Below are 22,502 nucleotides of genomic sequence, written 5' to 3'. Positions count from 1 at the left end.
GATTTAAAGGAACGGTTGTTTTTTTGACGTTAGGGCACTCGCTTGAATGCAACTTGGCTTACTGCGTCCTCCCAGATGAGCCAGTCGTTGGCTTCCAGGATCTCAATAAACTTACTCAAGCGCGGCATGAGCGGCTCGGCATCTTCCCCAAACTTCGCACGGATCGCCTCGGCGATCTCCCCTACGGTATGGGTCCCATTACAGCGGGTCACAACTTCGCTCCCAAGCTCGTCCATATGGACGTGAATCACCGCCGGTTGTTTTAGAAACCGGACTGACTGTCTCTCCAGCCAACTGCGACGCGGAAGCAGCAATTCCGCCCTGCCGTCTTCGCCTGTTGCCACGTTCAGATGCGGCCGAAGACGAGGAATCATTTCCAGCAAGTTTGGATCAGGTGCTTGAGCAGAACGTTGTTTTTTTCTCATCGTCGTTTACCCCTTATGGTTTTCCGTGATGCCATTTTTGCTGCGCAAGGAGATGAATCCCAGCAGGAACGTCACGATTAGGAAGATCAGGAACGGTAAGGTGTTAGTGGTTACGGCGACACTGGACGGAATTTGCACGCCGGACCAGATTAGGATGGCAATCACGACGCCAATCAACGATTCCCCGGCAATCAATCCGGAGGCTAGCAAGGTGCCGGTTTCCACGCGGCTTTTGTGCAGGGATTCGTTCTTGCGTGAGAAGAAGCCGACGATCCAGCGTACAAGGCCACCTACCATAATCGGCGTACTGATATGCACCGGCAAATAGATGCCGACCGCAACTGTAAGCGAATTTAAGCCTAGGAATTCGAATACGACTGCCGCAGACGCTCCGATAAAGATCAAATCCCAAGGCAGGTTCTCCGACATGATGCCTTCGACGATCAACCGCATCAGTACGGCCTTCGGCGCGGATAATTGCTCAGAGCCAAGCCCGTAAGTCGAATTCAGCACGTTCAAAATAAACCCGATCACAAGACCGGACACCAGCACCCCAATCATCATGGCGACCTGCTGTTTCCAAGGCGTACCTCCGACCAGGTAACCGGTCTTGAGGTCCTGAGAAATGTCCCCGGCTACGGCCAAGGCGACGCAGACAATAGCGCCGACGGTGAGCGATGTCACCATGCCGGTCATTCCGGACATCCCGGTCAGCTTATACAAGAAGGTAACGATGAGCAGCGTAGCGATCGTCATCCCCGACACCGGTGAGGAAGAACTGCCGACCAGGCCGACGATCCGCGACGCAACGGTTACAAACAGGAATCCAAATAAAGCGATAGCGATGGCGCCAAGTATCCCGACGTTTGTGATAGGATCAAACGCCAGAAGTACGATCAGCACAGCGATCATCGCAAACACCCATCCGCCGGGGATATCCCGGTTGGTACGGTCGATCGTTGTCTTCTCGTTGGAGGACGAGCGCTGCATCAAGCCTTTCAGCGTAGCGCGCAATGAGCTGAATAGCATCGGCAGCGTTTTGACCAAGGTAATCAGGCCGCCGGCAGCTACCGCCCCTGCTCCGATGTAACGGATGTAATCGCCCCAAATGCCCCAGGCATCCAGCTCCGCAATCGGTGTGAGCGATGGCGCGATGGCACCCACGGAGCCGGCCCCAAAGAAACCGATCATCGGAATCAGCACCAGCCAAGCTAGAATCCCACCGGCCAGCATTTGTCCAGCAATCCGCGGCCCGATGATGTAGCCAACACCTAACAAAGCCGGGTAAGTATCCATCCCGATGACCGCGTTCTTGAAGCGCAAGACATTCGTTTCGATTTCTGTTTTGAACAGCATGAATCCGTCGCCCAGCGCTTTGACTAAACCGCCAACAACGAAGCCAAGCGACACCATCCGGGCGCTGCGGCCGCCGGTCTCGCCGGAGACAAGCACCTCGGCGCAAGCAGTGCCTTCTGGATAGGGCAACGTTTCATGTTCGTTCACGATCAAGAGCCGACGCAGCGGCACCATCATCGCCACACCGAGGAAGCCCCCCACCAGCACGATAAAGCTGACCATTTGCTGGCTAGGATTTAAATCCCACATGTACAGCGCAGGCAAGGTGAAGATCGCACCCGCTGCGACCGCTTCCCCAGCCGTTGTCATCGTCTGAACGATGTTGTTCTCCAGAATCGATTTGCGCCGGAACACCCCGCGCAGCACGGCCAACGAAATCACCGCCGCCGGGATGGAGGCGCTGACGGTCAGGCCGATTTTGAGTCCCAAGTAGGCGTTGGCTGCGGCGAACACAACGGCCAATATGATCCCGAGCACGACGGCAACGACCGTCAGCTCCGGCAGGGAACGCGAAGCCGATACATACGGCACGAACTTCGCGGTACTTTTCTGTTGTTCATTCATGTCATTCTCTCCCTCTTCAAGAAAAAAGCAGTCCTAGTTTACCCCGGGTAATGGGCTTTTAAAGCGGATTGTATATGAAAAACCGAATACAATCCGCCTTTTTCGCCGAATTCAACGGATTGTATATGAAATTTCGAGTTCAGCCCAGGCCTTACTCGGGTTCGGCTTGCTTCCGTTCCAATTCTTTCAACTGATGAGCGATCGCATTCCGGTCGAAATGCTCACCGATAAATACAGCCACGTCGGGGACGTCCCCCTGAGGGGTGATTTTCAAATAATCGGCTTCCCGGTAGGCATATTGGAACAGGAAACGGCTGGCGGTATCGGTAAACCGCAAAACGCCTTTGCCGCGATAAACTTCCCGTGGCAATTCGGCGATAAAACGCTCGAAATCCTCGCTGTCCACCGGCCCGTCAAAATAATGCGTGTATACGGTGACATGTTCATGCGACGCGTGGGGGTGTGCGTGGCCGTGATCATGGTCGTGGTGGTCATGATCGTGGTGATCATGGTCGTGCTCGTGGTCATGGTCATGGTCGTGTTCGTGGTCATGGTCGTGCTCGTGGTCATGGTCATGGTCACATTCGTGGTCATGGCCGTTGTCATCGTGGTCATGCTTCGACTGCCGATCAGCTTCGCTGTTGTGCCCTATGTACGCTGCACCGCGTTGAATTGTAGGTATGGAATTGTCCTGCCCATCCGCCGCCTTCCACAAGAGCGACAAATCCACATCGCATTTCGCTGCCAGTATAATCAGGGCATAAGGGTTCGTGCGGCGCAGGAACTCCGACATTTCCCGCTGACGATCAGGTTCAAGCAAGTCTATTTTGTTCAAGATCAGAACAGAGCCGCACCGGATTTGCTCTACCATGAGCCGGTATGTCTTTCCTTGCTGTGACGCATGTAAATCGGCCAGATGGGCGGCATCGACGACGGTCACCATCGGCTTAATATCCAATTTGAGATAAAGCGACACCTCGGTTACCGCATCGAAGATTTCCAGCGGATTCCCCGCACCTGTCGCCTCGATCACGATCAAGTCCGGTTTCTCCCCTTCGATCAGCTCTGCCATCTGTACACTAAGGTCGCCGCGTATGGTGCAGCAGATGCATCCGCCCAGCATTTCAGCCATCGGCACTTCGCTTGAAACGAGTAAACCATCCAGGTTCACTTCTCCAATTTCATTCATGATCACGGCTGGACGAAGTCCCTGCTCCATCCAATGACGAATCAACCGCTGGAGCAGCGTCGTTTTGCCGCTTCCCAAAAATCCGGACAATATATAAACGGGGGTCACCATTTTTCCCACCTCTTCTCCTGAGATCTATAGCACAATTACATACGAATGCGAGTTTACACCAACCTTACAGGACATGCAACCACATTTCCCGCACAGCCCAAGTCCGCCAAACATGATACAATGAAAATAACATCCAAAGAAAGGAAGCGAACCGATGAGATCCGTCGATGAACACCGAATGGAAGCGCCGGACGAGGTATCATGCCTGGTCATCACCGTATCGGATACCCGAACAGAAGAGACCGACACCAGCGGCCGGCTGATCCAAGAGCTGCTTCAGCTTAACGGGTATCACGTTACCCGTTATACCATTGTAAAGGACGATTATGACGGCATTCGCCAACTTCTGCGGGAGGCAGCCTCCGACCGAACGATTGAAGCCGTCCTGCTGAGCGGCGGAACCGGCATTGCCCCGCGGGATACCACCTATGAGGCCGTGCGCAGCCTGCTTAATAAGGAGATGCCGGGGTTCGGGGAAATTTTCCGCTACCTCAGCTTTACTGAAGATATCGGCTCGGCCGCCATCCTCAGCCGCGCGATTGCCGGAACGATCGGCGACATGGCTATCTTCTCTATGCCCGGATCACAAGGCGCCGTTAAGCTGGCGATGGAACGAATCATTCTTCCCGAGCTGCGTCATGTCATGCGCGAGATCTACAAGAAGTAATAATAAAAACCAACTGCTCTCCGTTCTCTGGAACGAAGGAAAGCGGTTGGTTTTTTAGTCGCAAGCTTGCAGTATTTACTCCGGACGATCCCTCATTTGCTCCAGTAGCTGGCCAAACACCGCCTTCATTTCTTCCCGGTATTGACTGTCCTTCTGTGCGCTTGAAGCATAGACTAAGGCTGTGTTGCCCTTGGCAGATATGACGGAAGTTTGGCTCGCGACCGAATAGGCGGCGATCTCCTGTTTTCCGTCTCCGCTTCCGTAAATTTCGGAGATTTCACGAATTCGATCCTGCTCGCTGTTAAACACATGCACAATAATAAAATGCCGCGCGTCTCCGTTGATAAAATAACTGTAACTTATATTCCCATCCAGCCCTTCGGCATAAGTCTCATGCGTCAATCGAATCCCCCGCTGTGCGCATTCCGCTTTCAAGGCTTGCAGCATCGCTGTGTTAAGCGTTGTTCCGCTCGTTAGTTGGCGTTCGTTTCCTTGCCGGTAGCTTTGCATGTTGTATTTGCTCATTTCATCCTTGGCTACCCGCTGCAGGTTTCCGCACCCTGTTGTCAATGACAGCGCCACGGCCATTCCCAATCCAACCTTCCACCATCTCATTGGCATCCCATCCTTTACCCTAAGCTTGTAAGCCAGCTTCAGCCGATGGTGTTAGGTTGTCTCAACATTCCCCAAATTATACCATATGGATGATTAGTTTAAGGAAATGACCTGGCGGCCGACGGCTTTGCCGGCCAGAACGGTATTCAGGGCTTCTGGCAACTGCTCTAGCGAATACTCGGTGATACCTGCGGTCAGCACCTTCTCCGGCTTCCACTCGTCCGAGAGGATCTGCCAAAGCTGATGGCGCAGCGGCTCCGGACATAATACGGAATCGATGCCGAGCAAATTAACCCCTCTCAAAATGAACGGATAAACGGACGTTTCGATCCCACCACCACCGGTCAGCCCCGATAAGGCTACGGATCCGCCGTAACGCACCGACTTGAGCAGATCAGCGGTCATCACGCCCCCCACAGGGTCGACGATTGCGGCCCAGCGCTCTTTGCCGAGCACGCCTTTGGCTCCCGAAGCCGCTTCCTCACGGGAAAGGACTTCAGCGGCGCCGAACGCCTCCAGCTTCTCCCGCGCCTCCGGCTTTCCGGTAACCGCGGTTACGGCGAACCCGAGCCGGCTGAGGATCGCCACGGCCATGCTGCCAACACCGCCGGTGGCGCCTAGGACGAGCACGGGACCTTGTCCAGGCGTAAGTCCGTTGTCCAGCAGCCGCCGCACCGACAACGCTGCCGTAAACCCGGCCGTCCCGATCGCCATTGCTTCCCGGGGCGTGAGCCCTTCCGGCAGCGCCACCAACCAGTCGCCCGGCACACGGGCGACCTCAGCGAACCCGCCCTCATGCGTGACGCCCAGCCCATAGCCGGTGCAGAGCACCTGGTCACCAGGCTGGAATCTTGCATCACGGGAGGCCGTGACCTCCCCTGCCAAGTCGATGCCAGGGATAAACGGATAGGTTTTCACGATTTTTCCCTCCGGAATACTTGCCAAGCCATCTTTATAATTGACACTGGAATAATGCACCTTGATCGTCACATCGGCATCGGGAAGTGCCGTGATGTCTAATTGCTCAACTCCCGAACGGAACCCGGATTCGTCCTGGTGTACGCGAAACGCGCGAAATGGTTGATCCATACTGTGATTACCTCCTTAATTCGCTCATTTTCGGAAGCCTGCATCCGTTTTGAAACGAAAGAAGCGGCCCTATGCCGCTTCTTTCGGGATTCGTATCATGGCTAATGGAGCAACTTAACGGACCGAAATGACTCTATTTGTCTATTTCTCGGCTATTTCCCGCTGTAACGGACTCCAGAGACCTTATTGGTCTCACATGGCGACGATTTAGCCATTTCTGACTGAAATAAGGTTACCTCGGTCCGTTAGAATCGGAAACAGCCCATAAACCGAGAAATAACGGTCCTGGTGTCCGTTAGCTTATCGAAGAGGCGTTAAGACGCTCATAAGACGTCTTCTTGATCTCACTCTTTACAAATACGGACTTTCGTGTTTGGCTTGGAGAACCTTCCAACGCCGCTCCACTTCTTGTTCGAACTCCGCCAATGCTTCGGCGTTCTCCGGCTTGGTCAAGTGGCGGGTTTTCCCCATCGTCTTGAGCCAATCCGTCAGTGGAACGCGATTGTTCTTCTCTTCCGGATTGTAGGTAATCGTCGTTTGCCCATGCTCCACCTCGTACAATGGGAAGAAGCAAGAGTTGACGGCGGCATCAATGATATTGGTGCCCTGATCGTCCGGCGAGATCCAGTTGAGCGGGCATGCTATCAGTATTTTACCATAAACCAAGCCTTCGTTCTGCGCGTACCACTGGGCTTTGGCTGCTTTTTTCACCAAATCCTGGGGATAGGCTTCACTGCCGGTAAAGACATAAGGGATATTCGTTGCGGCCATGATTTGCGGTGTGTCTTTATGCTGGAACGCCTTACCCTTCTGGACCTTGCCGATGTTCGACGTGGACGTGCGATGACCGAGCGGTGTCGAATAAGACAGCTGCGCTCCGGTGTTCATATATCCCTCGTTATCATACTCGATAATGATCATTTTATGACCGCGCAGTGCGGCGCCGATTGCCGGCCCCATGCCAATGTCCATCCCGCCGTCGCCGGTAACCATCACGAACGTAAAATCATCCTGGAGGCCTAACTCATCAAGCTCACCGCGGCGTTTTCTCTCCCAGAACATTTCAACGACGCCGGACAAAGTGGCCGCCCCGTTCTGGAACAGGTTGTGAATGTAAGTTGCCTTATGAGACGAATATGGGTAGCCGGTCGTCACGACCATCGCGCAGCCGGTATGGAACAGAGCGACGATATCGCCTTCGATCCCCTTGAAGAACAGCTCCAGACCGGAGAAAATCCCGCAGCCCGGGCAAGCGCCATGTCCCGGTGCAATCCGCTTCGGCTTCTTCGTCAATGCGCGCAGCGGCGGAATCCGTACACCCAGCTTCCCGGTTTCTTCATTCTTGGTGACCGTGATCAAGCCGGTCTTCAGGTCTTCGAATTTCAGCGGATTCATCACCCGTTTCGGTGTTTTCTCCGGATCCCCCGGCGTATGGCCGTAGTAATCGAACGGGATTTCCACCCGGCCCGCCTTCGCCGCGTCAATGGCCAATTGGAACAAGTGATGTCCGTCCTCGGCATAAAACTCCTTGCCGCCAAGGCCATAAATCCGGCTGATGACCTGCGTTGTATGATTACCATGCGTAAACAAAGCGGCTTTAATCTCATTGACCATATTCCCGCCATAAGCGCCGTAGGAATCGCCGCGGTCGCCAACTGTAATCGCCTTGACGTTCTTCAATGCTTCGGCAATTTGCTTCTGCGGGAAGGGACGAATCATGTTTGGCGCGATCGAGCCGGCTTTGATGCCTTGGCGGCGCAAATCGTCCACGACGTCCTTGATGATCTCGGATGCCGAGTTCATTAGGAAGACCGCGACTTCCGCGTCCTCCATCCGATAGAGGTCGAGCATTTGATACTCGCGACCGGTCAATTCGGCATATTCACCGGCGATCCGTTCGAAGACATGCTCCGCATTATACATCGCGACCGATTGCTGGTAGCAGTTATTAATGTAGTCCGGCTCATTCATGTAAGGGCCAACCGTAATCGGATTGTTGCGGTCGAGCGTATGCGGGAAATTGCCCGGCGGCCGATCGCCTACAAATTTCAAGACATCTTCTTGGTTGGCGAAGGTGTGTACCCGCCGTTTCTGGTGGGACGTAAAGTAACCGTCAGACGCCACAAGCACCGGCAGCCGGACTTCCGGATCCTCGGCCAGCTTAATCGCCATCAGGTTCATATCGTAAACGGCTTGCGGATCGCGGCACATCAGAATCGGCCAGCCGGTGTTCAACGCAAAATACAAGTCCGAATGGTCGCCGTGAATATCCAGCGGCCCGGAGATCGAGCGGCAGACCAGGTTCATGACCATCGGGAACCGTGTCCCCGATTGGACGGGCATCTGCTCCAGCATGTACAAGTAGCCTTGGGCGCTTGTCGCATTGAAGACCCGACCGCCGCCGGTAGAAGCGCCATAGCAAATACCCGCAGAGCTGTGCTCCCCGTCCGACGGGATCAGCTTAATGTCATGTTGACCGTTCGCTTTCATCAAATCGAGGAATTGTGCGACCTCGGTAGATGGGGAGATCGGAAAATACCCCATAATATGATAATTGATCTGGCTGGCCGCATAGGCTGCCATTTCGTTCCCCGACTCGTAAACCACACGCTGCTCGACGGTGCCGGAGCGGCGTTCTTTTTCCAAATCGATCGCCATTGTCTAAATACCACCTTTCCCGCTTAATCAGCGAATCGCCAAATCGAACAGATGCGGCACGCGATGCGAGTCAGCGTACCCCTCTTCTTCCCGCTCCCCGGATAAAGCGTCGGTCGGGCAGGCATGAATGCATTTTAAACAGCCTTTGCAATATTGATAATCAATCCCTTTGAGGAACATTTGCGGACGGCCCTTCTTGTCGGGACGCTCCTCCCAGACGAAGCAATTATCCGGGCAAACGTTGTCGCATTGGGCGCAATGAATACATGTCTCTTCCTTAAAATGTGGCATCATCCCGGAACGGGATATGCTCAGGTCCTTCAAAATGCTATTACCCGGATTAATGACGATCCCGCCGATCGGCTGAGTTTCATATCCAAGCACCGGTGTATCCGCCCGGACGAAAGCCGGCATGCTGACGCCTTCCGGCAAAGCGAAGGTTTCAAATACAACCTCGTTGTAGCCCCGCTCAAATGTCGCCAAGGCTGGAGCTACCGTTTGCGGATATTTCTTCTCCAGCGATTTACGGATGACGTCCTTCATCGTTTCCGCATCAAGAAACGGGCACAGCCGGAACATCGCGCCAAGCATCGCCATATTCACCCGATTCTTCTCTTCCAACGCGATGCCGGTGGCGTCGATGACCGCGATTGTGCCGCCGATCAGCTTCATTTTCTCCTTCAACTGCTGAGGCGTTTTGCGCGAGTTGACCAGCACCGTACTATCCTCGTAAATCCCGCTGATTACGTTCACCGTCTTCGCCAGCGCCTCCTGAAAAATCCCCACGATATGCGGGCGTTCCACCGGCGACGTATCGCGAATCGGCGTATCTAAATCGCAGAAGCGGATATGCGCCTTGACCGGCGATCCTTTTTTCTCCGAGCCATAAGAAGAAAAGCTGACCCCATTCAGTCCGGCTCCTTCAACCCCGGCTTCGGCCAGCATCTTCCCTGCCAGGTTCGCACCCAGCCCCCCAATGGATTCCAAACGGATTTCAAAAAATCCCAGCTCGTTTAATTTCGGTAATTGTACCACGCGCTTGACTCCCTTCTTCGCAAATGCGAGTTCATCACGACGTAAATAAGTGCAAAACATCACACAAAAAGATATCTTTCTTAATTTTAAAATTTATCATAGATGGGTTGTGACTTATGTAACAAAAGTCATATAGACATTCTTGTTTGGGCGAATACACCACACTGTCACGCACTGAATACGATAGCGGTATAACTGATCTACCAGGAGGACCTAAGAGAATGATTCCTAAATACCCTTACTACAGCTCGAAAACCGTATGCGAGGAGCAGCCGATTACCTTCCCGCCACAGCATCAACCGAGACAACCGGGGCTGCAAACGTTGATGGTGCCGCCCCCCATATCGGAGAATCCCGCTTACATCGGAAGCGGCAAACTGAAGGACAAGGTGGCCATTCTAACCGGCGGTGACAGCGGTATCGGACGGGCCACGGCAATTGCCTTCGCCAAAGAAGGCGCAGACCTGGTTATCGTGTATCTGGATGAACATGAGGATGCCCAAGCGACTAAACGGCGTGTTGAGGAGTTGGGCCGACGCTGCCTGTTGATCCCCGGGGATCTCCGACAAGAGGCATTCTGCCAAGCAGTGATCCACCATACCCTGCATCATTTTGGTAAAATCGATATCTTGGTACTCAATCAAGCCGTTCAATATCCCCAAACAAAGGGGATCGAAGCGATTACCTCCGAGCAGCTGTACCAGACCTATGCCACCAATATTTTCCCGCACTTCTATATGACCCGGGCGGCCTTGCCTTATTTGAAACCCGGAAGCACCATCATCAGTACCGCCTCGATCACTGCTTACGCAGGTGCGCCGCTGCTGATCGATTATTCCTCCACCAAAGGTGCGATCGTCTCCTTTACCCGCTCCCTGGCGTTGTCGCTCGTTGACCGGGGCATCCGCGTGAACGCCGTGGCACCGGGACCGATCTGGACCCCGCTGATCCCTTCCAGCTATTCCGCAGAATACGTGTCCACATTTGGCCTCGAAACCCCGATGAAGCGGGCCGGACAGCCGTTTGAATTGGCTCCTGTTTATGTGTTCCTAGCCTCCGACGATTCCAGCTTCGTGACCGGGCAAACGATTCACGTCAATGGCGGCGCGATGATTACGAGTTAGTGCATTGGGGTAAATGAAAAGCACTCTTTCCGGAAGGAAAGAGTGCTTTTTGCATTTCATCTTCGATTTAATGTCCCGCCATCAAGCTGGGATCCGCTTGGGCCCCTTCGGCCGCTTGATCCTTGGCCGCATCGGGTTGCTGCTTCGGTTTGGACAACATCAAGGTCAGCAGGAATCCAACCGCTGCGATACATGCGGCCAGGAAGTAAGTATCTCCGAAGCCGGACGCAGAGGCTTCCAGTGGATTTCCGCCTTGAGCTGCTTTCATCATATGGCTGGTAATCTGCGAGGTGAGATAACCGGTTAAGCCGGCCACTGCAAAGGAGACGATCACCTGTTGCGCGGCCGTCATGAGCGGTGTAACCCGGGCAACCAAATGACGTGGCGCAGAGTTAAGAATATGCGTATTCAGCGGCATCATCGTTAGGCCCATGCCACCGCCCAGCAAACCCAGCGGCACGAGCACCATCGCCAGCGGAGTGTCCGCCGTGATTCGCGACAGCAGGAACAACGCCGTGGATACGACGCCAAGGCCGATAAAGGCCAGCGGCCGTGCACCCACCCGGTCAAACAAGCGGCCGCTGATCGGCATGAAGAAAGCCGACATTAGCGCTTGAGGCAGTAAGTAGATCCCGGTCTCCAGCGCATTATAACCTCTCACCTGCTGCAGATACAACGGGGTAAGAATCATGGAACCAAACAACGCCGCTTGGGCGAACCAGACCAAGATGATCCCCCGGGTGAAATGGGACGAACGGAACACCCGCAGCTCCAGCAGCGGTTGCTTATGTCTAATTTCAACAAGGATATAGAGAAGTAACGCTACGCCTCCGATGCTAAGACCCGTGATTGTCGTCGCCGAAGTCCAGCTCGTCCCTCCTTCGCTGACTCCATAGGTCAACATTGCAAAAGCGATCGGAGCCAGAATCATCCCCAGTTTATCGAGCTGCGGGGCTTCCCGTCGTTCGGATTTAGGTAAGAACCGTAACCCGATTAGAAAGGCAAGAATCCCAATCGGCAGATTGATTAGAAAAATCCAGTGCCAGCTTACATTCTCCACCAGCCAACCGGACAATACCGGCCCCAACGCAGGTGCCAGCAGCATCGGAACGCCCAGCGCCCCCATCACCGCGCCACGCTTCTCGGGCGGCGCCAGCTTGAACACCATCGCAAACCCAATCGGCGATACCATCCCGCCTCCTAACCCTTGGATGATGCGAAATACGATTAATTGCTCCGGCGTTTGCGCCACGGCACATAATACCGAGCCAATCGTAAACAACGCGATTGTCATTAGAAAGATTCGTTTCTCCCCAAATTTATCGGTCAACCAGCCGGCCAACGGAATCACAGCGGATAATGCCAGCGTGTACCCGGTGATCGTCCATTGCACCGTCTTCAGATCGGTAGCAAAGAAGTCGACCAGTTTCGGTACGGCCACATTAACCACCGTGCTATCCAAGATCACCATAATCATCCCGACGATTACGGCCATCAGCGGCGCGATAATCGATCGAATGGAAAATTCCTTGGTTTCGAGCGAACCTTCCACAGTTTTCGACATCCTCTCACTCAGCTTTCTCTTTGATTTAAACACCGTTTAAAACAATGTTTAAATCAAATTTAAATGGATGCCCTGCTTTTGTCAAGGCATATGTCACGGTTGCTCATCATCAGCAGGTTAAAGTTCCCATTGCCAGTCCTTGACACCTTGAGTGAAAGCGTATTATGTTATTTGTTATACTGGGTAGAAAGAATGGATGGCATAAAGGAGCGGTATTATGAGCAATTGTGCGGAGGGGCTATCAACCAAACAGAATATTATTCAAGCTACTCTGGAGCTCATTAAGACCGAAGGGGCCGATCAGGTCACCTTGCGGAAAATTACCGCAGCCGCCAAAGTGAATCTCGCCCTGGTGAATTATTACTTCGGCTCGAAAGACAATTTAATCAACGAAGCTTTAAAAATGTTGCTGACTTCCTTTCAAGCGAACTTTTCCGTTCTGGACGACACCTCGCTTGATCCCAAAGAACGATTAAAGGCGTTTCTTCTACAATATGTGGATTCGGTGCTTCTCTATCCCGGAATGCTACATGAGGTCCTGGGCAAAGGCCGGATTACTTTCGAATCCCGGCAGGATTTCACCAGTTTTATGAAAACGACCGGATTCGGCAAGATCAGCGGCACTCTGGAGGAAATTACAGGCGAAACCGATACGGAAATTCTATATATCATGATGATGCAAATCAATGCGGCCGTGTTGTTCCCTCTCGTGTTGTCGAAGCAGATTAAACACTTGGAGAACCGTCCGGACAAAGAGGCCGTTGAGCGGCAAATCGATATTTTGTTTGAGCATTATTTTGCGAAATACGAGCCCCTTCGTTAACTTGTCGAATCCGGCGGCCCACCCGCCGATTTATAGCGCTTTTTGCGCTTTCCCGAGAAATAATTTCCTAACAACTAAGAAGATCGCTCCGCCGATAACGGCGAGTAGCGATCTTCTTTGTCTAGCGGGTTGTTTATAGCGAGCTATTCCTCTTGATGCCCCAGATAATCCTCGATCATCTTTTGCTTTAATTCCCATGCTTCCTGGCTTAAACTGATGCGGTAAAACTCCGGATTCAGCTTACGCAGGTATTCCGGCCAGAACAAATCCAACTGCTCTCGGTGATACTGACGGATTTGGTCCAGTGTCGGCAGCTCATACACGAGTTGACCATCCACGAAGATCGGTTGCAGCATGGATACAACTTCGTAGTTTTTTACCGACTTCTTGATGTAAGGATGTACCGGGTCAAACAGCCGAAGGCTGCCGCCCGTCCGTGCTTGCTGCTCATGCGGAAAACAGATGTAATCCGCAATCGCCTTACCGCTGTCTTTACTGACGATACGCAGCACGTCCTTCTTACCTGGGGTCGTGACTTTCTCCGGATTGCCCGAGATTTTGATCGTTGGCTCCATCCGTCTGTCCTTCTCCCGTTCTACAAGCTTATAGACCCCGCCCAGTGCCGGTTGGTCCGCCGCCGTAATCAACTGAGTCCCCACGCCCCATATATCGATCTTCGCCCCTTGTGCCTTCAGGTTAAAAATCGTATTCTCGTCCAGGTCATTGGACGCGACGATTTTGACATAAGGCAGGCCGGCGTCATCCAGCATTTTGCGAGCCTGGATGGACAGGTAGGCTAAATCGCCGCTGTCCAGACGAATGCTGCCGAGCCGCTTACCGGCGGCTTCCAGCATTTTGCCGGTATGTATCGCATGCGGGACGCCGCTTTTCAATGTATCAAACGTATCGACCAGCAGAGAAACTTGATCCGGCAACGCCTTCGCGTACAACTCGAAGGCTTCCTGCTCCGAATCGAAAATCTGCACCCACGAATGAGCGTGCGTCCCTTTGGTTGGAATGCCGAAATTTTCACCAGCCAGCAAATTGGACGTTGCGTCAAAACCCGCAACATAAGCAGCTCGTGCGCCCCAAATGGCGGCATCTGCCTCCTGCGCCCGTCGGGTGCCAAACTCCAGCAGGACGTCGTTCTCGGCGACCCGTTTCACCCGCGACGCTTTTGTCGCGATTAAGGTTTGGAAGTTCATGAAGTTCAGCAGCGCTGTCTCGACCAGTTGAGTCTCCATGATCGTCCCTTCCACGCGAATCAACGGCTCATTCGGGAAGCAAAGCGCGCCTTCCTTCATCGACATCAACGTGCCCTTAAATTGGAATCCGCGCAGCAGATCCAAAAATTCTCGTTTATAGTTCTCTTCTTGTTTCGCTAAATACGCTAAATCTTCTTCTGTAAACTGGAGCTGCCGAATATAGTCCACGATCCGCTCCAAGCCTGCAAACACCGCATACCCGTTGCCAAACGGTAGCTTCCGGAAGTAAGCCTCAAACACCGTCTTCCGTAAATGCGTCCCATTCATCCAATGTGCGTAGATCATATTAATTTGATATTTATCAGTATGCAGCGCTAAACCCGTGGTTGGCATCCCTGTTCATCCTCTCTGGGTGTTCGTTACGGTGGCTCCCAAACTGCTGCGGAAATGCCCCAAAGCCCAGGTATGCCCTTCCGGGTTGAAGCTGGCAACCGCATCCTCGTAAACCGTGATGGCAAACCCTTTGTTATAGGCGTCAACCGCCGTATGCAGTACGCAAATGTCGGTACACACGCCGATCAGATGTACTTCCGTAATCCCGCGCTCGCGCAGCTTCAGTTCCAGGTCCGTTCCGCAAAACGCGCTATATCTTGTTTTGTCCATCCAATAGATTCGGTCTTGATTCTTCTCATATACCTCAGCCAGTCGACCGTATAACGCTCGTCCTTCGGACCCCCTCAAATTATGGGGCGGAAACAGCTTCGTTTCCGGATGCCACCTATCTTCCCGCTCATGCAGGTCCACCGCCATTACGACATAATCCCCTTGCGCCGCATAGGATTCCGTCAACCGGCAAATCACAGGTTCGATATCCATCGCGGGCTGACCAACCGGAAGGTTGCCATCCACAAAATCATTCGTATAATCAATGACGATCAGAGCTTTCATGATCTCACTCTCCCTTAGTACTATCCCATTCGCCGACAGCCGCGAGTTATGTAGTTCTTGCTTGTGTTTACGTATAGATGGACAGCTGCGGTGTGAAATCGGTAAACCGGTACAACTGGGCTGGACGCTGCGAATACTGATTGGATAACATCGGTTTGCCGTGTTCGTCATGAACTTCCTCCAGTATCCCCTGACGGCTGCGTGTCGATGTAATTTTGCGTATAAAATTGAGCTCCGCGAAGTCCGGAACGACAGTTTGGATAACCTGATACAATTCGCCCAGCGTAAAATGCGGAGGCAGAAACTGCTTGGCGATCGTCGTATGGAGCATTTGCTGCTGGATGCGTTTGTAGGCGTCCTGCAAAATTTCGCGATGGTCGAAGGCGAGCTGCAGATCCTCCAACGCTTCGTGAACCGTAAAGAGACCCACCTCCTGGGCATCATCCGCCGATTGCCGTTTCTCCAATACCCATTCCTCCACCAGTGCGAAGAAGGCATGCGAGATAATCCAACCGCGAGGATCCCGGCCGGGTTTGCTGTACACACCCAGGTATTCGAGATGGGAGCCGTCAACGCCGGTCTCTTCCTTCAGTTCGCGTCGAGCGGTTTCGTACAGAGATTCGTCCTCCTGTGAGAAACCACCCGGCAAAGCCCAAGCTCCGGCAAACGGCCAGCTCCGCCGGCGGATCAGCATGACCTTCAGATCAAAGTGCGGCAGCGATTTGGTCGATGCCTTGCGTTCCTGCCTCGTCAACGTAAACATGACGATATCGGCCGGGATTCCGTCCGGCGTACGATATTTTTTAACCTCATTAACTACCTGCTCTTGTTCTTCGTTCATCACGTATCACCACATCGTCTAGGATAACGCCGGCCGATCCGATAAGCCCGGCATTGCGATTTCATGTGTTATTAGTTGCCGACAGTTCTTTCGCTCACTTCGGCAAACGGAATGTTGCCGTCGAGATGCAGCCGAGGGTCCCCTCTTCGTTGCGAACCTCGGAGCGGAGTGTCATGGTCCGATGCGTTTCGTGCAACGGAAAAGCCGACACCACAAGTTCCCCTGTGCGCATCGGACTCAGAAAGTTGACGTTCAAATGGGTGGTCACCCCGAGTTTGCCCTTAATCGTTGCCACCAACGTGCCCATCGCTTGATCCATCATGGACGACAGTACGCCGCCATGCACGATGCCCATGGAGTTGAGATGGGACGCCTCTGCCGTCAAGCCGAGCTCTACAAGGGATTTATCGGCTGAAATGAGGCGCAGCCCCAAGAGCCCCCAGAATGATTGCTCGTCGCGACGTTGTACTTCTTCGCTCCAATTCACGTGTTGTCCCCCTATCCTTACTTCTCTCTCTATATAATATTCCGAAGAGACGGCGCTTCAATCAACCACCTTACATCAAAAAGGCGGAGGGGTTGCCTCCGCACCGACTGCTTCGCTTTACTCTCCGTAACCGGAGGAGACGGCCGGCTCGCTGCCCGACTCGACATTCACTTTGTTGGCTACTGTATCGCGAATCACAGAGACCACTAACTGGAGCAGATAGTTGATATCGCTTTGGCTCTGCTGGAATTCCGTTACGATCGGAATCCCATCCAATTCGTCCTGCAACTCCTCGATCTCGCGTTCGATTTTTTGGACCATCGCTTGATTCTGGAACGTTTCGAATGCGACGATCTCCTTCTGCTTCTTCTTGATCGTACTGATTAACGTTTGGATGCGTTCATGCTGTTGGATCAGCTTCTCCGCTTTTTGAAACTGCTGGACTTCCTCACTGGTGCCGATCAATTCGGCTAATTCCTTGGCCTTACTCATAATATCCTCGCGAATCACTAGATCCCGCGAATCGAATTTCGGTATTCCGCAATCGGTTTGATCTTTATGTTGTTCCACTTATATAACCTCCCCTGCATTTACGCCAATTTAGCGGTTTGCTCCACGAGATTGCCTTTGATATACCAAGTCATCGGATCGGTGATCTCGACATGAACCAACGTTCCGATCAAATCAGTTGCGCCCTCAAAATGAACCAGCTTGTTGCTGCGGGTACGGCCGGACAACACATTTGCGTTGTTTTTACTCTCACCCTCGACCAACACTTCAACAATCTGTCCACGCTGCTCCTCGTTGCTGACGCGGCTGAATTCGTTTATGGTATCATTCAACCGAGCAAGCCGGGCTTTCTTCTCTTCCATTGGAACATTGTCTTCCATCACAGCCGCCGGCGTGCCTTCCCGCGGTGAGTAAACGAACGTATACGCCGAATCAAATCCAACCTCGCGTACGAGGGACAACGTATCTTCGAACTGCTCCTCGGTTTCGCCCGGGAATCCCACGATGATGTCCGTCGTCAAAACGGCATTCGGAATTTTCGCCTTGATTTTGCGCACGAGTTCAAGATAATGCTCGCGAGAATATTTCCGGCTCATCTTCTTCAGCACTTCGCTGCTGCCCGATTGCACCGGTAAGTGGATATGCTCCACCAAATTACCGCCCTTGGCCAAAACGTCGATCAACGAATCGTCAAAATCGCGCGGATGCGACGTCATAAACCGAACGCGAGGAATATCGATTTGGCGGATATCATCCATCAGATGAGCGAATGTATAGTTGATGTCGGTAAAGTCCTTGCCGTAAGCATTGACATTTTGACCGAGCAATGTAATTTCTTTATAACCTTGACGCGCCAGTTCTTGCACTTCGGCGATAACGTCCTCCGGTCGACGGCTGCGTTCCTTGCCGCGGGTAAACGGCACGATGCAATATGTACAGAACTTGTCGCACCCGTACATGATGTTCACCCACGCCCGCATGCCTTCGCGTTTCTTCGGCAAGTTCTCGATGATGTCGCCTTCCTTGGACCAAACTTCGACGACCATCTCTTTACTGAACAATGCCTCCTGAATCAAATACGGCAAACGGTGAATATTATGCGTTCCAAAGATCAGATCCACGAACCCGTGCTTCTGCAGGATGCGCTTGACCACGCCTTCCTCCTGCGACATGCAACCGCAAACGCCCAGAAGCAGATCCGGCTTCTCCGTCTTCAAGCCCTTGAGATGCCCCAATTCGCCAAACACCTTATCCTCGGCATTCTCCCGAATGGCGCAAGTATTCAGCAAAATAATATCCGCTATCTTACGATCTTCAGTCGCACGGTAACCCATGAGCTCCAGCAGACCTTTAATCGTTTCGGTGTCATGTTCGTTCATCTGGCACCCAAACGTATATACGATATAATGCTTGCCGTTACCGATCCCTTTCAGTTCGTCGGGAACCGCGTTCTCGTACAGAACCTGCACGTCTTCTTTCCCGCGCTGCTTCTCCATACGGTGGTTCGGCTCGGACAAAATTTGAATATCCCGGCCACGGATTCGGATCTTCTTCCCGTTCTCATCCTCCGAAATGACCCGGGCGTCCGAGAAGTCAAAATATTTGGAATAATCTTTAGTTTCCTTAGCCATGTTGCCCGTTCACTCCTTTACCAGATCTATCTTCGTTCCTTATGGGCATCATCATAATACTTAAAAATGCATTACACTAAATTATAACATGACCGGGCCTCGATATCCAGATAAAGGCCTCCTCGCCCGCCAACGTAAAAAGGCCCGTTCGATAGAACGGACCAGGTTGATTTATTCATGGATACCTTAGAATCCCTTGTATTGAGGTTCTTCGCTTTCCAACTGGGACACGCGGCTTTCCACTTGGGTCACGATTTGTTGTGTTTGCTCCGCACATTGCGTAAACAGGTCTTTCGCTTGTTGGTTTTGCGTATTTAACGCGAATTGCTCCAGGTTCGCTTGCGCACTTTTTAAGGAAGCTAAGGTCGTCTTGACTTGTGCTGCTACTGTCATTATTTCACCACCTTTATTTTTGCATGGGACTTTGAACAAAACATAATTTCACCTTTCAAATACGGATTCATACACGTCTTCTCCCTTCCACATATTGTCTTACTAAATTTACGTACTCCCGCGCATAATTGGGTTATCTCGCCTTGGATGGTCTACGAAAGGAGTATTCTCCATGCCCATGTGGTTGGAAGTCATCGTCCGAACGCTGGTGGCCGTCGTTGTTTTGTTTATCCTCACCCGGCTGCTCGGAAAAAGGCAAATCTCTCAGCTTTCCTTCTTCGAATATATCACCGGGATTACGATCGGGAGTATCACCGCTTACATTTCCTTAGATATCAACACAGACTGGTATCTCGGGCTGATCGCCGTCACCGTTTGGTTTCTCGTATCCATCGGGATCGAATACCTGCAGATTAAGAGCAAGAAAGCCCGCGATTGGATCGACAGCAGCAGCACGGTGCTGATCAAGGACGGTAAGGTTTTGGAGGATAATCTGAAGAAGGAGAAGCTGACCAATGAGGAACTGATGGAGCAACTGCGGAAGAAAAGTATTTTCAAAGTAGCGGAAGTTGAATTTGCAGTTATCGAGCCCGACGGACAAATCAACGCGATGCTGAAGAACGAATATCAGCCCCTCACGCCATCGCAATTAGGGATCAAGGTTGCTCCGGAGCCTGAACCGCAAACGGTGATTATCGATGGAAAAATCATGGACGAGCCGCTCGCGACGTTGGGACTCAACCGGAAGTGGCTGAATACCGAGCTGGAGAAGCTTGGCGTCTCGCTGGATAACGTCAATTTGGGGCAAGTCGATGCCTATGGCCAGTTTTACGTTGACTTGTATGACGATCAAATCACCGTACCGCAACCTCAGGAGAAGGCGGTCCTGTTGGCCCAATTGAAGAAGTGCGAAGCCGATCTGGAGATGTTTGCCCTATCGACGGACGAGAAAGCCGCGAAGAAGCTCTATGGGGATTGCTCGGCCAACCTGCAGCAGGTCATCGATCAAGTCAAACCGTTATTAATCCAATAGGAGGATGGGGAGCATGGCCAAGAAAAAAAACAAGCAGTTGACCCCGACGCAGCAGCAATATCAAAGGCTGGCAAATGCTCATGAGCCGAAGCGTCCGGTGGGCGTCAATTGCCTGCGGGCCTTTATGGTCGGCGGACTGATTTGCCTGATTGGAGAATGTATCCGACAGGCCTTTATCCATTTTGCCGGCATGAGTGAGAAAGAGGCCTCAAATCCGACGGTCGCCATCCTCGTGATCCTTTCCGTCCTGCTCACGAGCTTTGGCGTGTATGACAAAATCGCGCAATGGGCCGGGGCCGGCACGGCCGTACCTGTGACGGGATTTGCAAACTCGATGGCCTCGACGGCGATCGAACATCGTCCCGAAGGATTGGTGCTTGGCGTTGGTGCGGGGATGTTCCAATTAGCCGGCTCTGTGATCGTTTTTGGGACGGTAGCCGCTTTTATTATCGGGTTAATTTATGCCGTTTTTGTCCCAGGGTATGCCGGAGGAGGACACTAAGATGCTAAAAGGCCATCAAAGCTGGGTATTTGAGAACAAACCTAAAATTATCAGTACGGCTACCGTTGTCGGACCGTTTGAAGGGCAAGGGCCGCTAGCTGAAGATTTCGACATTATCCATGCTGACCTCTATATGGGCCAAGACAGCTGGGAAAAAGCCGAAAAGACGCTGCTGGAGGAGTCCGCGCAGCTGGCTATTAGACATGCTGGCTTGACCAAGGAGGAAATCCAGTTCTATTTCGGCGGTGATCTGATGAACCAGATTATCAGCAACAGTTTTGCGGCGCGGACGCTCAGCATTCCTTACATCGGCATGTTCGGCGCCTGCTCGACTTCCATGGAGACGTTGGCGATGGCTGCTTATGTCGTCAATTCGGGCGGCGCGAAATACGTCGTCGCCGGAACGTGCAGCCATAACGCCAGTGTGGAGAAGCAGTTCCGTTACCCGACGGAATACGGTTCGCAGAAGCCGCCAACCGCCCAGTTCACGGTGACCGGTTCGGGATCGGCGGTGGTGTCTCCCGAAGGGGACGGGCCATCGATCACATCGGCCACGATTGGCAAAGTCATCGATATGGGGATCACCGACCCGTTTAATATGGGCGCGGCGATGGCTCCCGCGGCCGTGGATACGATTCAAGCCCATTTTCGCGATTTGCAAATCGAACCCTCCTACTACGACTTGATCGTCACCGGAGATTTGTCCAAGGTGGGTTATGCCATCGCCAATGATTTGTTCGTCCGACACAACATTCCGATCAAGCAAACCACCTATCAGGATTGCGGAATGATGATCTATGATTACGAGAAGCAGCAAGTCCAGGCCGGTGCCAGCGGCTGCGCCTGCTCGGCGGTCGTCACCTACGGCCATCTGCTGAACCGGATCAAGCGCGGTGAGTTAAAACGAATCCTCGTTGTGGCTACCGGAGCGTTGCTCTCTCCCCTCTCCTTCCAACAAGGGGAGAGCATCCCCTGTATCGCCCACGCGGTATCCATTGAAGCGTAGGAGACTCCATGCCAAAAAGGGCTTGACCCCGGCATCTAAAGCCGTTGGTCAAGCCCTTGGTTTATTCGATCGCTGTTACAGATTAGTCAATGATCTCAGCCGTATCGCCTGTTTTAGCGCCAGCCGCATTCGCTTCGTCCGTATCGATGTGCATATCGAGTGCAAAGTTGTCGGACACGCGGGCGATGACGTTTTCAAGCACCAAGCCGCGTTCTCCGCCCAAGCGGACTTTCAGCAGCTGCTTGTCCTTGATGCCCCATTTCTCCGCATCGGAAGTGTGAAAGTGAATATGACGTGCAGCGACGATTACGCCTTGCTCCAGTTCAATTTCACCAGCAGGACCAACGACTTTAATGCCTGGTGTGCCTTCAATGTTACCGGATTCGCGTACCGGTGCTTTGACGCCGATGGTGAAGGAATCCGTACGGGAAATTTCCAGTTGGGAAGCCGGTCGAGCCGGGCCCAAGATACGGACTTTGTCGAACTGGCCCTTCGATCCGATGACAGCCACTTGTTCATTTGCGGCAAATTGTCCCGGTTGCGACAACGGCTTGAATTCAGTTAATTGATAGCCTTGTCCAAACAAAATTTCAATATGCTCCTGCGTCAAGTGAATATGACGCGCGGATACGCCGACTGGTACAGTTTTACTCATGTCTACAAACACTCCTCGTAAATTCTCTATATCGATGACGATTCACATCGCTACTCATTATACACCTAATG

The 22,502-nt window shown here is 52.7% G+C and carries 22 protein-coding genes; 6 read left to right on the top strand and 16 right to left on the bottom strand.

Annotation, left to right across the window (positions count from 1 at the left end; translation table 11 throughout):
- Positions 1-29: 29 nt before the first annotated feature.
- The 3 genes from M0651_RS16115 to M0651_RS16105 form a co-directional block, all read right to left on the bottom strand.
- Positions 30-425 carry a PqqD family protein gene (locus M0651_RS16115; RefSeq protein WP_248552759.1) on the bottom strand — a complete coding sequence of 132 codons (396 nt, stop codon included), beginning with the start codon at positions 423-425 and terminating at the stop codon, positions 30-32.
- Positions 426-431: 6 nt separating this feature from the next.
- Positions 432-2,345, bottom strand: coding sequence for an OPT family oligopeptide transporter (locus tag M0651_RS16110; RefSeq protein WP_248552758.1), 1,914 nt, complete (start codon positions 2,343-2,345; stop codon positions 432-434).
- 151 nt (positions 2,346-2,496) lie between these two features.
- Positions 2,497-3,645: a CobW family GTP-binding protein gene (locus M0651_RS16105; protein WP_248552757.1), complete on the bottom strand. Its 1,149-nt coding sequence runs from the start codon at positions 3,643-3,645 to the stop codon at positions 2,497-2,499.
- Between the two features lie 154 nt (positions 3,646-3,799).
- Here M0651_RS16105 and M0651_RS16100 point away from each other — a divergent pair, with 154 nt between their 5' ends.
- Positions 3,800-4,312, top strand: a complete 513-nt coding sequence (locus M0651_RS16100; protein ID WP_248552756.1) for a MogA/MoaB family molybdenum cofactor biosynthesis protein — start codon at positions 3,800-3,802, stop codon at positions 4,310-4,312.
- A gap of 75 nt (positions 4,313-4,387) precedes the next feature.
- Here M0651_RS16100 and M0651_RS16095 read toward each other — a convergent pair whose 3' ends face one another.
- The 4 genes from M0651_RS16095 to M0651_RS16080 form a co-directional block, all read right to left on the bottom strand.
- Positions 4,388-4,927, bottom strand: a complete 540-nt coding sequence (locus tag M0651_RS16095; protein WP_248552755.1) for a hypothetical protein — start codon at positions 4,925-4,927, stop codon at positions 4,388-4,390.
- A gap of 93 nt (positions 4,928-5,020) precedes the next feature.
- Complete coding sequence (locus tag M0651_RS16090) at positions 5,021-6,016, bottom strand: acrylyl-CoA reductase family protein (RefSeq protein WP_248552754.1); 996 nt, start codon at positions 6,014-6,016, stop codon at positions 5,021-5,023.
- Positions 6,017-6,367: 351 nt separating this feature from the next.
- On the bottom strand, positions 6,368-8,674 hold the full coding sequence (locus tag M0651_RS16085; RefSeq protein WP_248552753.1) for a thiamine pyrophosphate-dependent enzyme: 2,307 nt from the start codon (positions 8,672-8,674) through the stop codon (positions 6,368-6,370).
- Between the two features lie 27 nt (positions 8,675-8,701).
- A complete protein-coding gene (locus M0651_RS16080) occupies positions 8,702-9,709 on the bottom strand; it encodes a 2-oxoacid:acceptor oxidoreductase family protein (protein WP_248552752.1) in 1,008 nt (335 codons plus the stop codon).
- A 221-nt stretch (positions 9,710-9,930) separates the two neighbouring features.
- Here M0651_RS16080 and M0651_RS16075 point away from each other — a divergent pair, with 221 nt between their 5' ends.
- Complete coding sequence (locus M0651_RS16075) at positions 9,931-10,833, top strand: SDR family oxidoreductase (RefSeq protein WP_248552751.1); 903 nt, start codon at positions 9,931-9,933, stop codon at positions 10,831-10,833.
- 67 nt (positions 10,834-10,900) lie between these two features.
- Here the strand turns inward: M0651_RS16075 and M0651_RS16070 are convergent, their stop codons facing one another.
- Positions 10,901-12,397, bottom strand: a complete 1,497-nt coding sequence (locus tag M0651_RS16070; RefSeq protein WP_248552750.1) for an MDR family MFS transporter — start codon at positions 12,395-12,397, stop codon at positions 10,901-10,903.
- Positions 12,398-12,614: 217 nt separating this feature from the next.
- Here M0651_RS16070 and M0651_RS16065 point away from each other — a divergent pair, with 217 nt between their 5' ends.
- Complete coding sequence (locus tag M0651_RS16065) at positions 12,615-13,220, top strand: TetR/AcrR family transcriptional regulator (RefSeq protein WP_248552749.1); 606 nt, start codon at positions 12,615-12,617, stop codon at positions 13,218-13,220.
- A gap of 143 nt (positions 13,221-13,363) precedes the next feature.
- On the opposite strand, the gene M0651_RS16060 is transcribed toward M0651_RS16065, so the two are convergent.
- From M0651_RS16060 to M0651_RS16030, 7 genes are all read right to left on the bottom strand, one after another.
- Positions 13,364-14,818 (bottom strand): nicotinate phosphoribosyltransferase, encoded by a 1,455-nt coding sequence (locus tag M0651_RS16060; protein ID WP_248552748.1) that lies wholly within the window; start codon positions 14,816-14,818, stop codon positions 13,364-13,366.
- Between the two features lie 6 nt (positions 14,819-14,824).
- Positions 14,825-15,373, bottom strand: coding sequence for a cysteine hydrolase family protein (locus M0651_RS16055; protein ID WP_248552747.1), 549 nt, complete (start codon positions 15,371-15,373; stop codon positions 14,825-14,827).
- Positions 15,374-15,440: 67 nt separating this feature from the next.
- Complete coding sequence (locus M0651_RS16050; RefSeq protein ID WP_248552746.1) at positions 15,441-16,214, bottom strand: NUDIX domain-containing protein; 774 nt, start codon at positions 16,212-16,214, stop codon at positions 15,441-15,443.
- Positions 16,215-16,308: 94 nt separating this feature from the next.
- The gene (locus M0651_RS16045; protein WP_248552745.1) at positions 16,309-16,701 is read right to left on the bottom strand and encodes a PaaI family thioesterase; all 393 of its coding nucleotides are present in this window, start codon (positions 16,699-16,701) and stop codon (positions 16,309-16,311) included.
- Positions 16,702-16,818: 117 nt separating this feature from the next.
- A complete protein-coding gene (locus M0651_RS16040) occupies positions 16,819-17,271 on the bottom strand; it encodes a YlbF/YmcA family competence regulator (protein ID WP_248552744.1) in 453 nt (150 codons plus the stop codon).
- 20 nt (positions 17,272-17,291) lie between these two features.
- Complete coding sequence (gene miaB, locus M0651_RS16035) at positions 17,292-18,842, bottom strand: tRNA (N6-isopentenyl adenosine(37)-C2)-methylthiotransferase MiaB (RefSeq protein WP_248552743.1); 1,551 nt, start codon at positions 18,840-18,842, stop codon at positions 17,292-17,294.
- A 186-nt stretch (positions 18,843-19,028) separates the two neighbouring features.
- Positions 19,029-19,235, bottom strand: a complete 207-nt coding sequence (locus M0651_RS16030) for a DUF1657 domain-containing protein (RefSeq protein WP_155607982.1) — start codon at positions 19,233-19,235, stop codon at positions 19,029-19,031.
- A gap of 172 nt (positions 19,236-19,407) precedes the next feature.
- Here M0651_RS16030 and M0651_RS16025 point away from each other — a divergent pair, with 172 nt between their 5' ends.
- Genes M0651_RS16025 through spoVAD form a run of 3 tightly spaced genes read left to right on the top strand, consistent with a single transcriptional unit; the run spans position 19,408 to position 21,776 of the window.
- Positions 19,408-20,268, top strand: a complete 861-nt coding sequence (locus M0651_RS16025; RefSeq protein WP_248552742.1) for a DUF421 domain-containing protein — start codon at positions 19,408-19,410, stop codon at positions 20,266-20,268.
- A gap of 13 nt (positions 20,269-20,281) precedes the next feature.
- Positions 20,282-20,770, top strand: a complete 489-nt coding sequence (gene spoVAC, locus M0651_RS16020; protein ID WP_248552741.1) for a stage V sporulation protein AC — start codon at positions 20,282-20,284, stop codon at positions 20,768-20,770.
- A gap of 1 nt (position 20,771) precedes the next feature.
- Positions 20,772-21,776 carry a stage V sporulation protein AD gene (gene spoVAD / locus M0651_RS16015; RefSeq protein ID WP_248552740.1) on the top strand — a complete coding sequence of 335 codons (1,005 nt, stop codon included), beginning with the start codon at positions 20,772-20,774 and terminating at the stop codon, positions 21,774-21,776.
- A gap of 82 nt (positions 21,777-21,858) precedes the next feature.
- Here spoVAD and pduL read toward each other — a convergent pair whose 3' ends face one another.
- A complete protein-coding gene (gene pduL / locus M0651_RS16010; RefSeq protein ID WP_248552739.1) occupies positions 21,859-22,431 on the bottom strand; it encodes a phosphate propanoyltransferase in 573 nt (190 codons plus the stop codon).
- Positions 22,432-22,502 lie beyond the last annotated feature (71 nt).

Source organism: Paenibacillus mellifer (assembly GCF_023195895.1).
In the GTDB taxonomy this organism is placed as follows: domain Bacteria; phylum Bacillota; class Bacilli; order Paenibacillales; family Paenibacillaceae; genus Fontibacillus; species Fontibacillus mellifer.
The sequence above is the reverse complement of the archived record's forward strand: the minus strand, read 5'-3'. Positions and strand labels throughout refer to the sequence as shown.

Excerpts from the sequence above, each read along its gene's own strand:
- M0651_RS16055 (WP_248552747.1), bottom strand. The coding sequence starts at position 15,373 with ATGAAAGCTCTGATCGTCATTGATTATACGAATGATTTTGTGGATGGC.
- M0651_RS16110 (WP_248552758.1), bottom strand. The coding sequence starts at position 2,345 with ATGAATGAACAACAGAAAAGTACCGCGAAGTTCGTGCCGTATGTATCG.
- M0651_RS16025 (WP_248552742.1), top strand. The coding sequence starts at position 19,408 with ATGCCCATGTGGTTGGAAGTCATCGTCCGAACGCTGGTGGCCGTCGTT.
- M0651_RS16030 (WP_155607982.1), bottom strand. The coding sequence starts at position 19,235 with ATGACAGTAGCAGCACAAGTCAAGACGACCTTAGCTTCCTTAAAAAGT.
- spoVAC (WP_248552741.1), top strand. The coding sequence starts at position 20,282 with ATGGCCAAGAAAAAAAACAAGCAGTTGACCCCGACGCAGCAGCAATAT.
- M0651_RS16090 (WP_248552754.1), bottom strand. The coding sequence starts at position 6,016 with ATGGATCAACCATTTCGCGCGTTTCGCGTACACCAGGACGAATCCGGG.
- M0651_RS16105 (WP_248552757.1), bottom strand. The coding sequence starts at position 3,645 with ATGGTGACCCCCGTTTATATATTGTCCGGATTTTTGGGAAGCGGCAAA.
- M0651_RS16095 (WP_248552755.1), bottom strand. The coding sequence starts at position 4,927 with ATGAGATGGTGGAAGGTTGGATTGGGAATGGCCGTGGCGCTGTCATTG.
- miaB (WP_248552743.1), bottom strand. The coding sequence starts at position 18,842 with ATGGCTAAGGAAACTAAAGATTATTCCAAATATTTTGACTTCTCGGAC.
- M0651_RS16115 (WP_248552759.1), bottom strand. The coding sequence starts at position 425 with ATGAGAAAAAAACAACGTTCTGCTCAAGCACCTGATCCAAACTTGCTG.
- M0651_RS16075 (WP_248552751.1), top strand. The coding sequence starts at position 9,931 with ATGATTCCTAAATACCCTTACTACAGCTCGAAAACCGTATGCGAGGAG.
- M0651_RS16100 (WP_248552756.1), top strand. The coding sequence starts at position 3,800 with ATGAGATCCGTCGATGAACACCGAATGGAAGCGCCGGACGAGGTATCA.
- M0651_RS16070 (WP_248552750.1), bottom strand. The coding sequence starts at position 12,397 with ATGTCGAAAACTGTGGAAGGTTCGCTCGAAACCAAGGAATTTTCCATT.
- M0651_RS16060 (WP_248552748.1), bottom strand. The coding sequence starts at position 14,818 with ATGCCAACCACGGGTTTAGCGCTGCATACTGATAAATATCAAATTAAT.
- spoVAD (WP_248552740.1), top strand. The coding sequence starts at position 20,772 with ATGCTAAAAGGCCATCAAAGCTGGGTATTTGAGAACAAACCTAAAATT.
- M0651_RS16050 (WP_248552746.1), bottom strand. The coding sequence starts at position 16,214 with ATGAACGAAGAACAAGAGCAGGTAGTTAATGAGGTTAAAAAATATCGT.
- M0651_RS16065 (WP_248552749.1), top strand. The coding sequence starts at position 12,615 with ATGAGCAATTGTGCGGAGGGGCTATCAACCAAACAGAATATTATTCAA.
- pduL (WP_248552739.1), bottom strand. The coding sequence starts at position 22,431 with ATGAGTAAAACTGTACCAGTCGGCGTATCCGCGCGTCATATTCACTTG.
- M0651_RS16085 (WP_248552753.1), bottom strand. The coding sequence starts at position 8,674 with ATGGCGATCGATTTGGAAAAAGAACGCCGCTCCGGCACCGTCGAGCAG.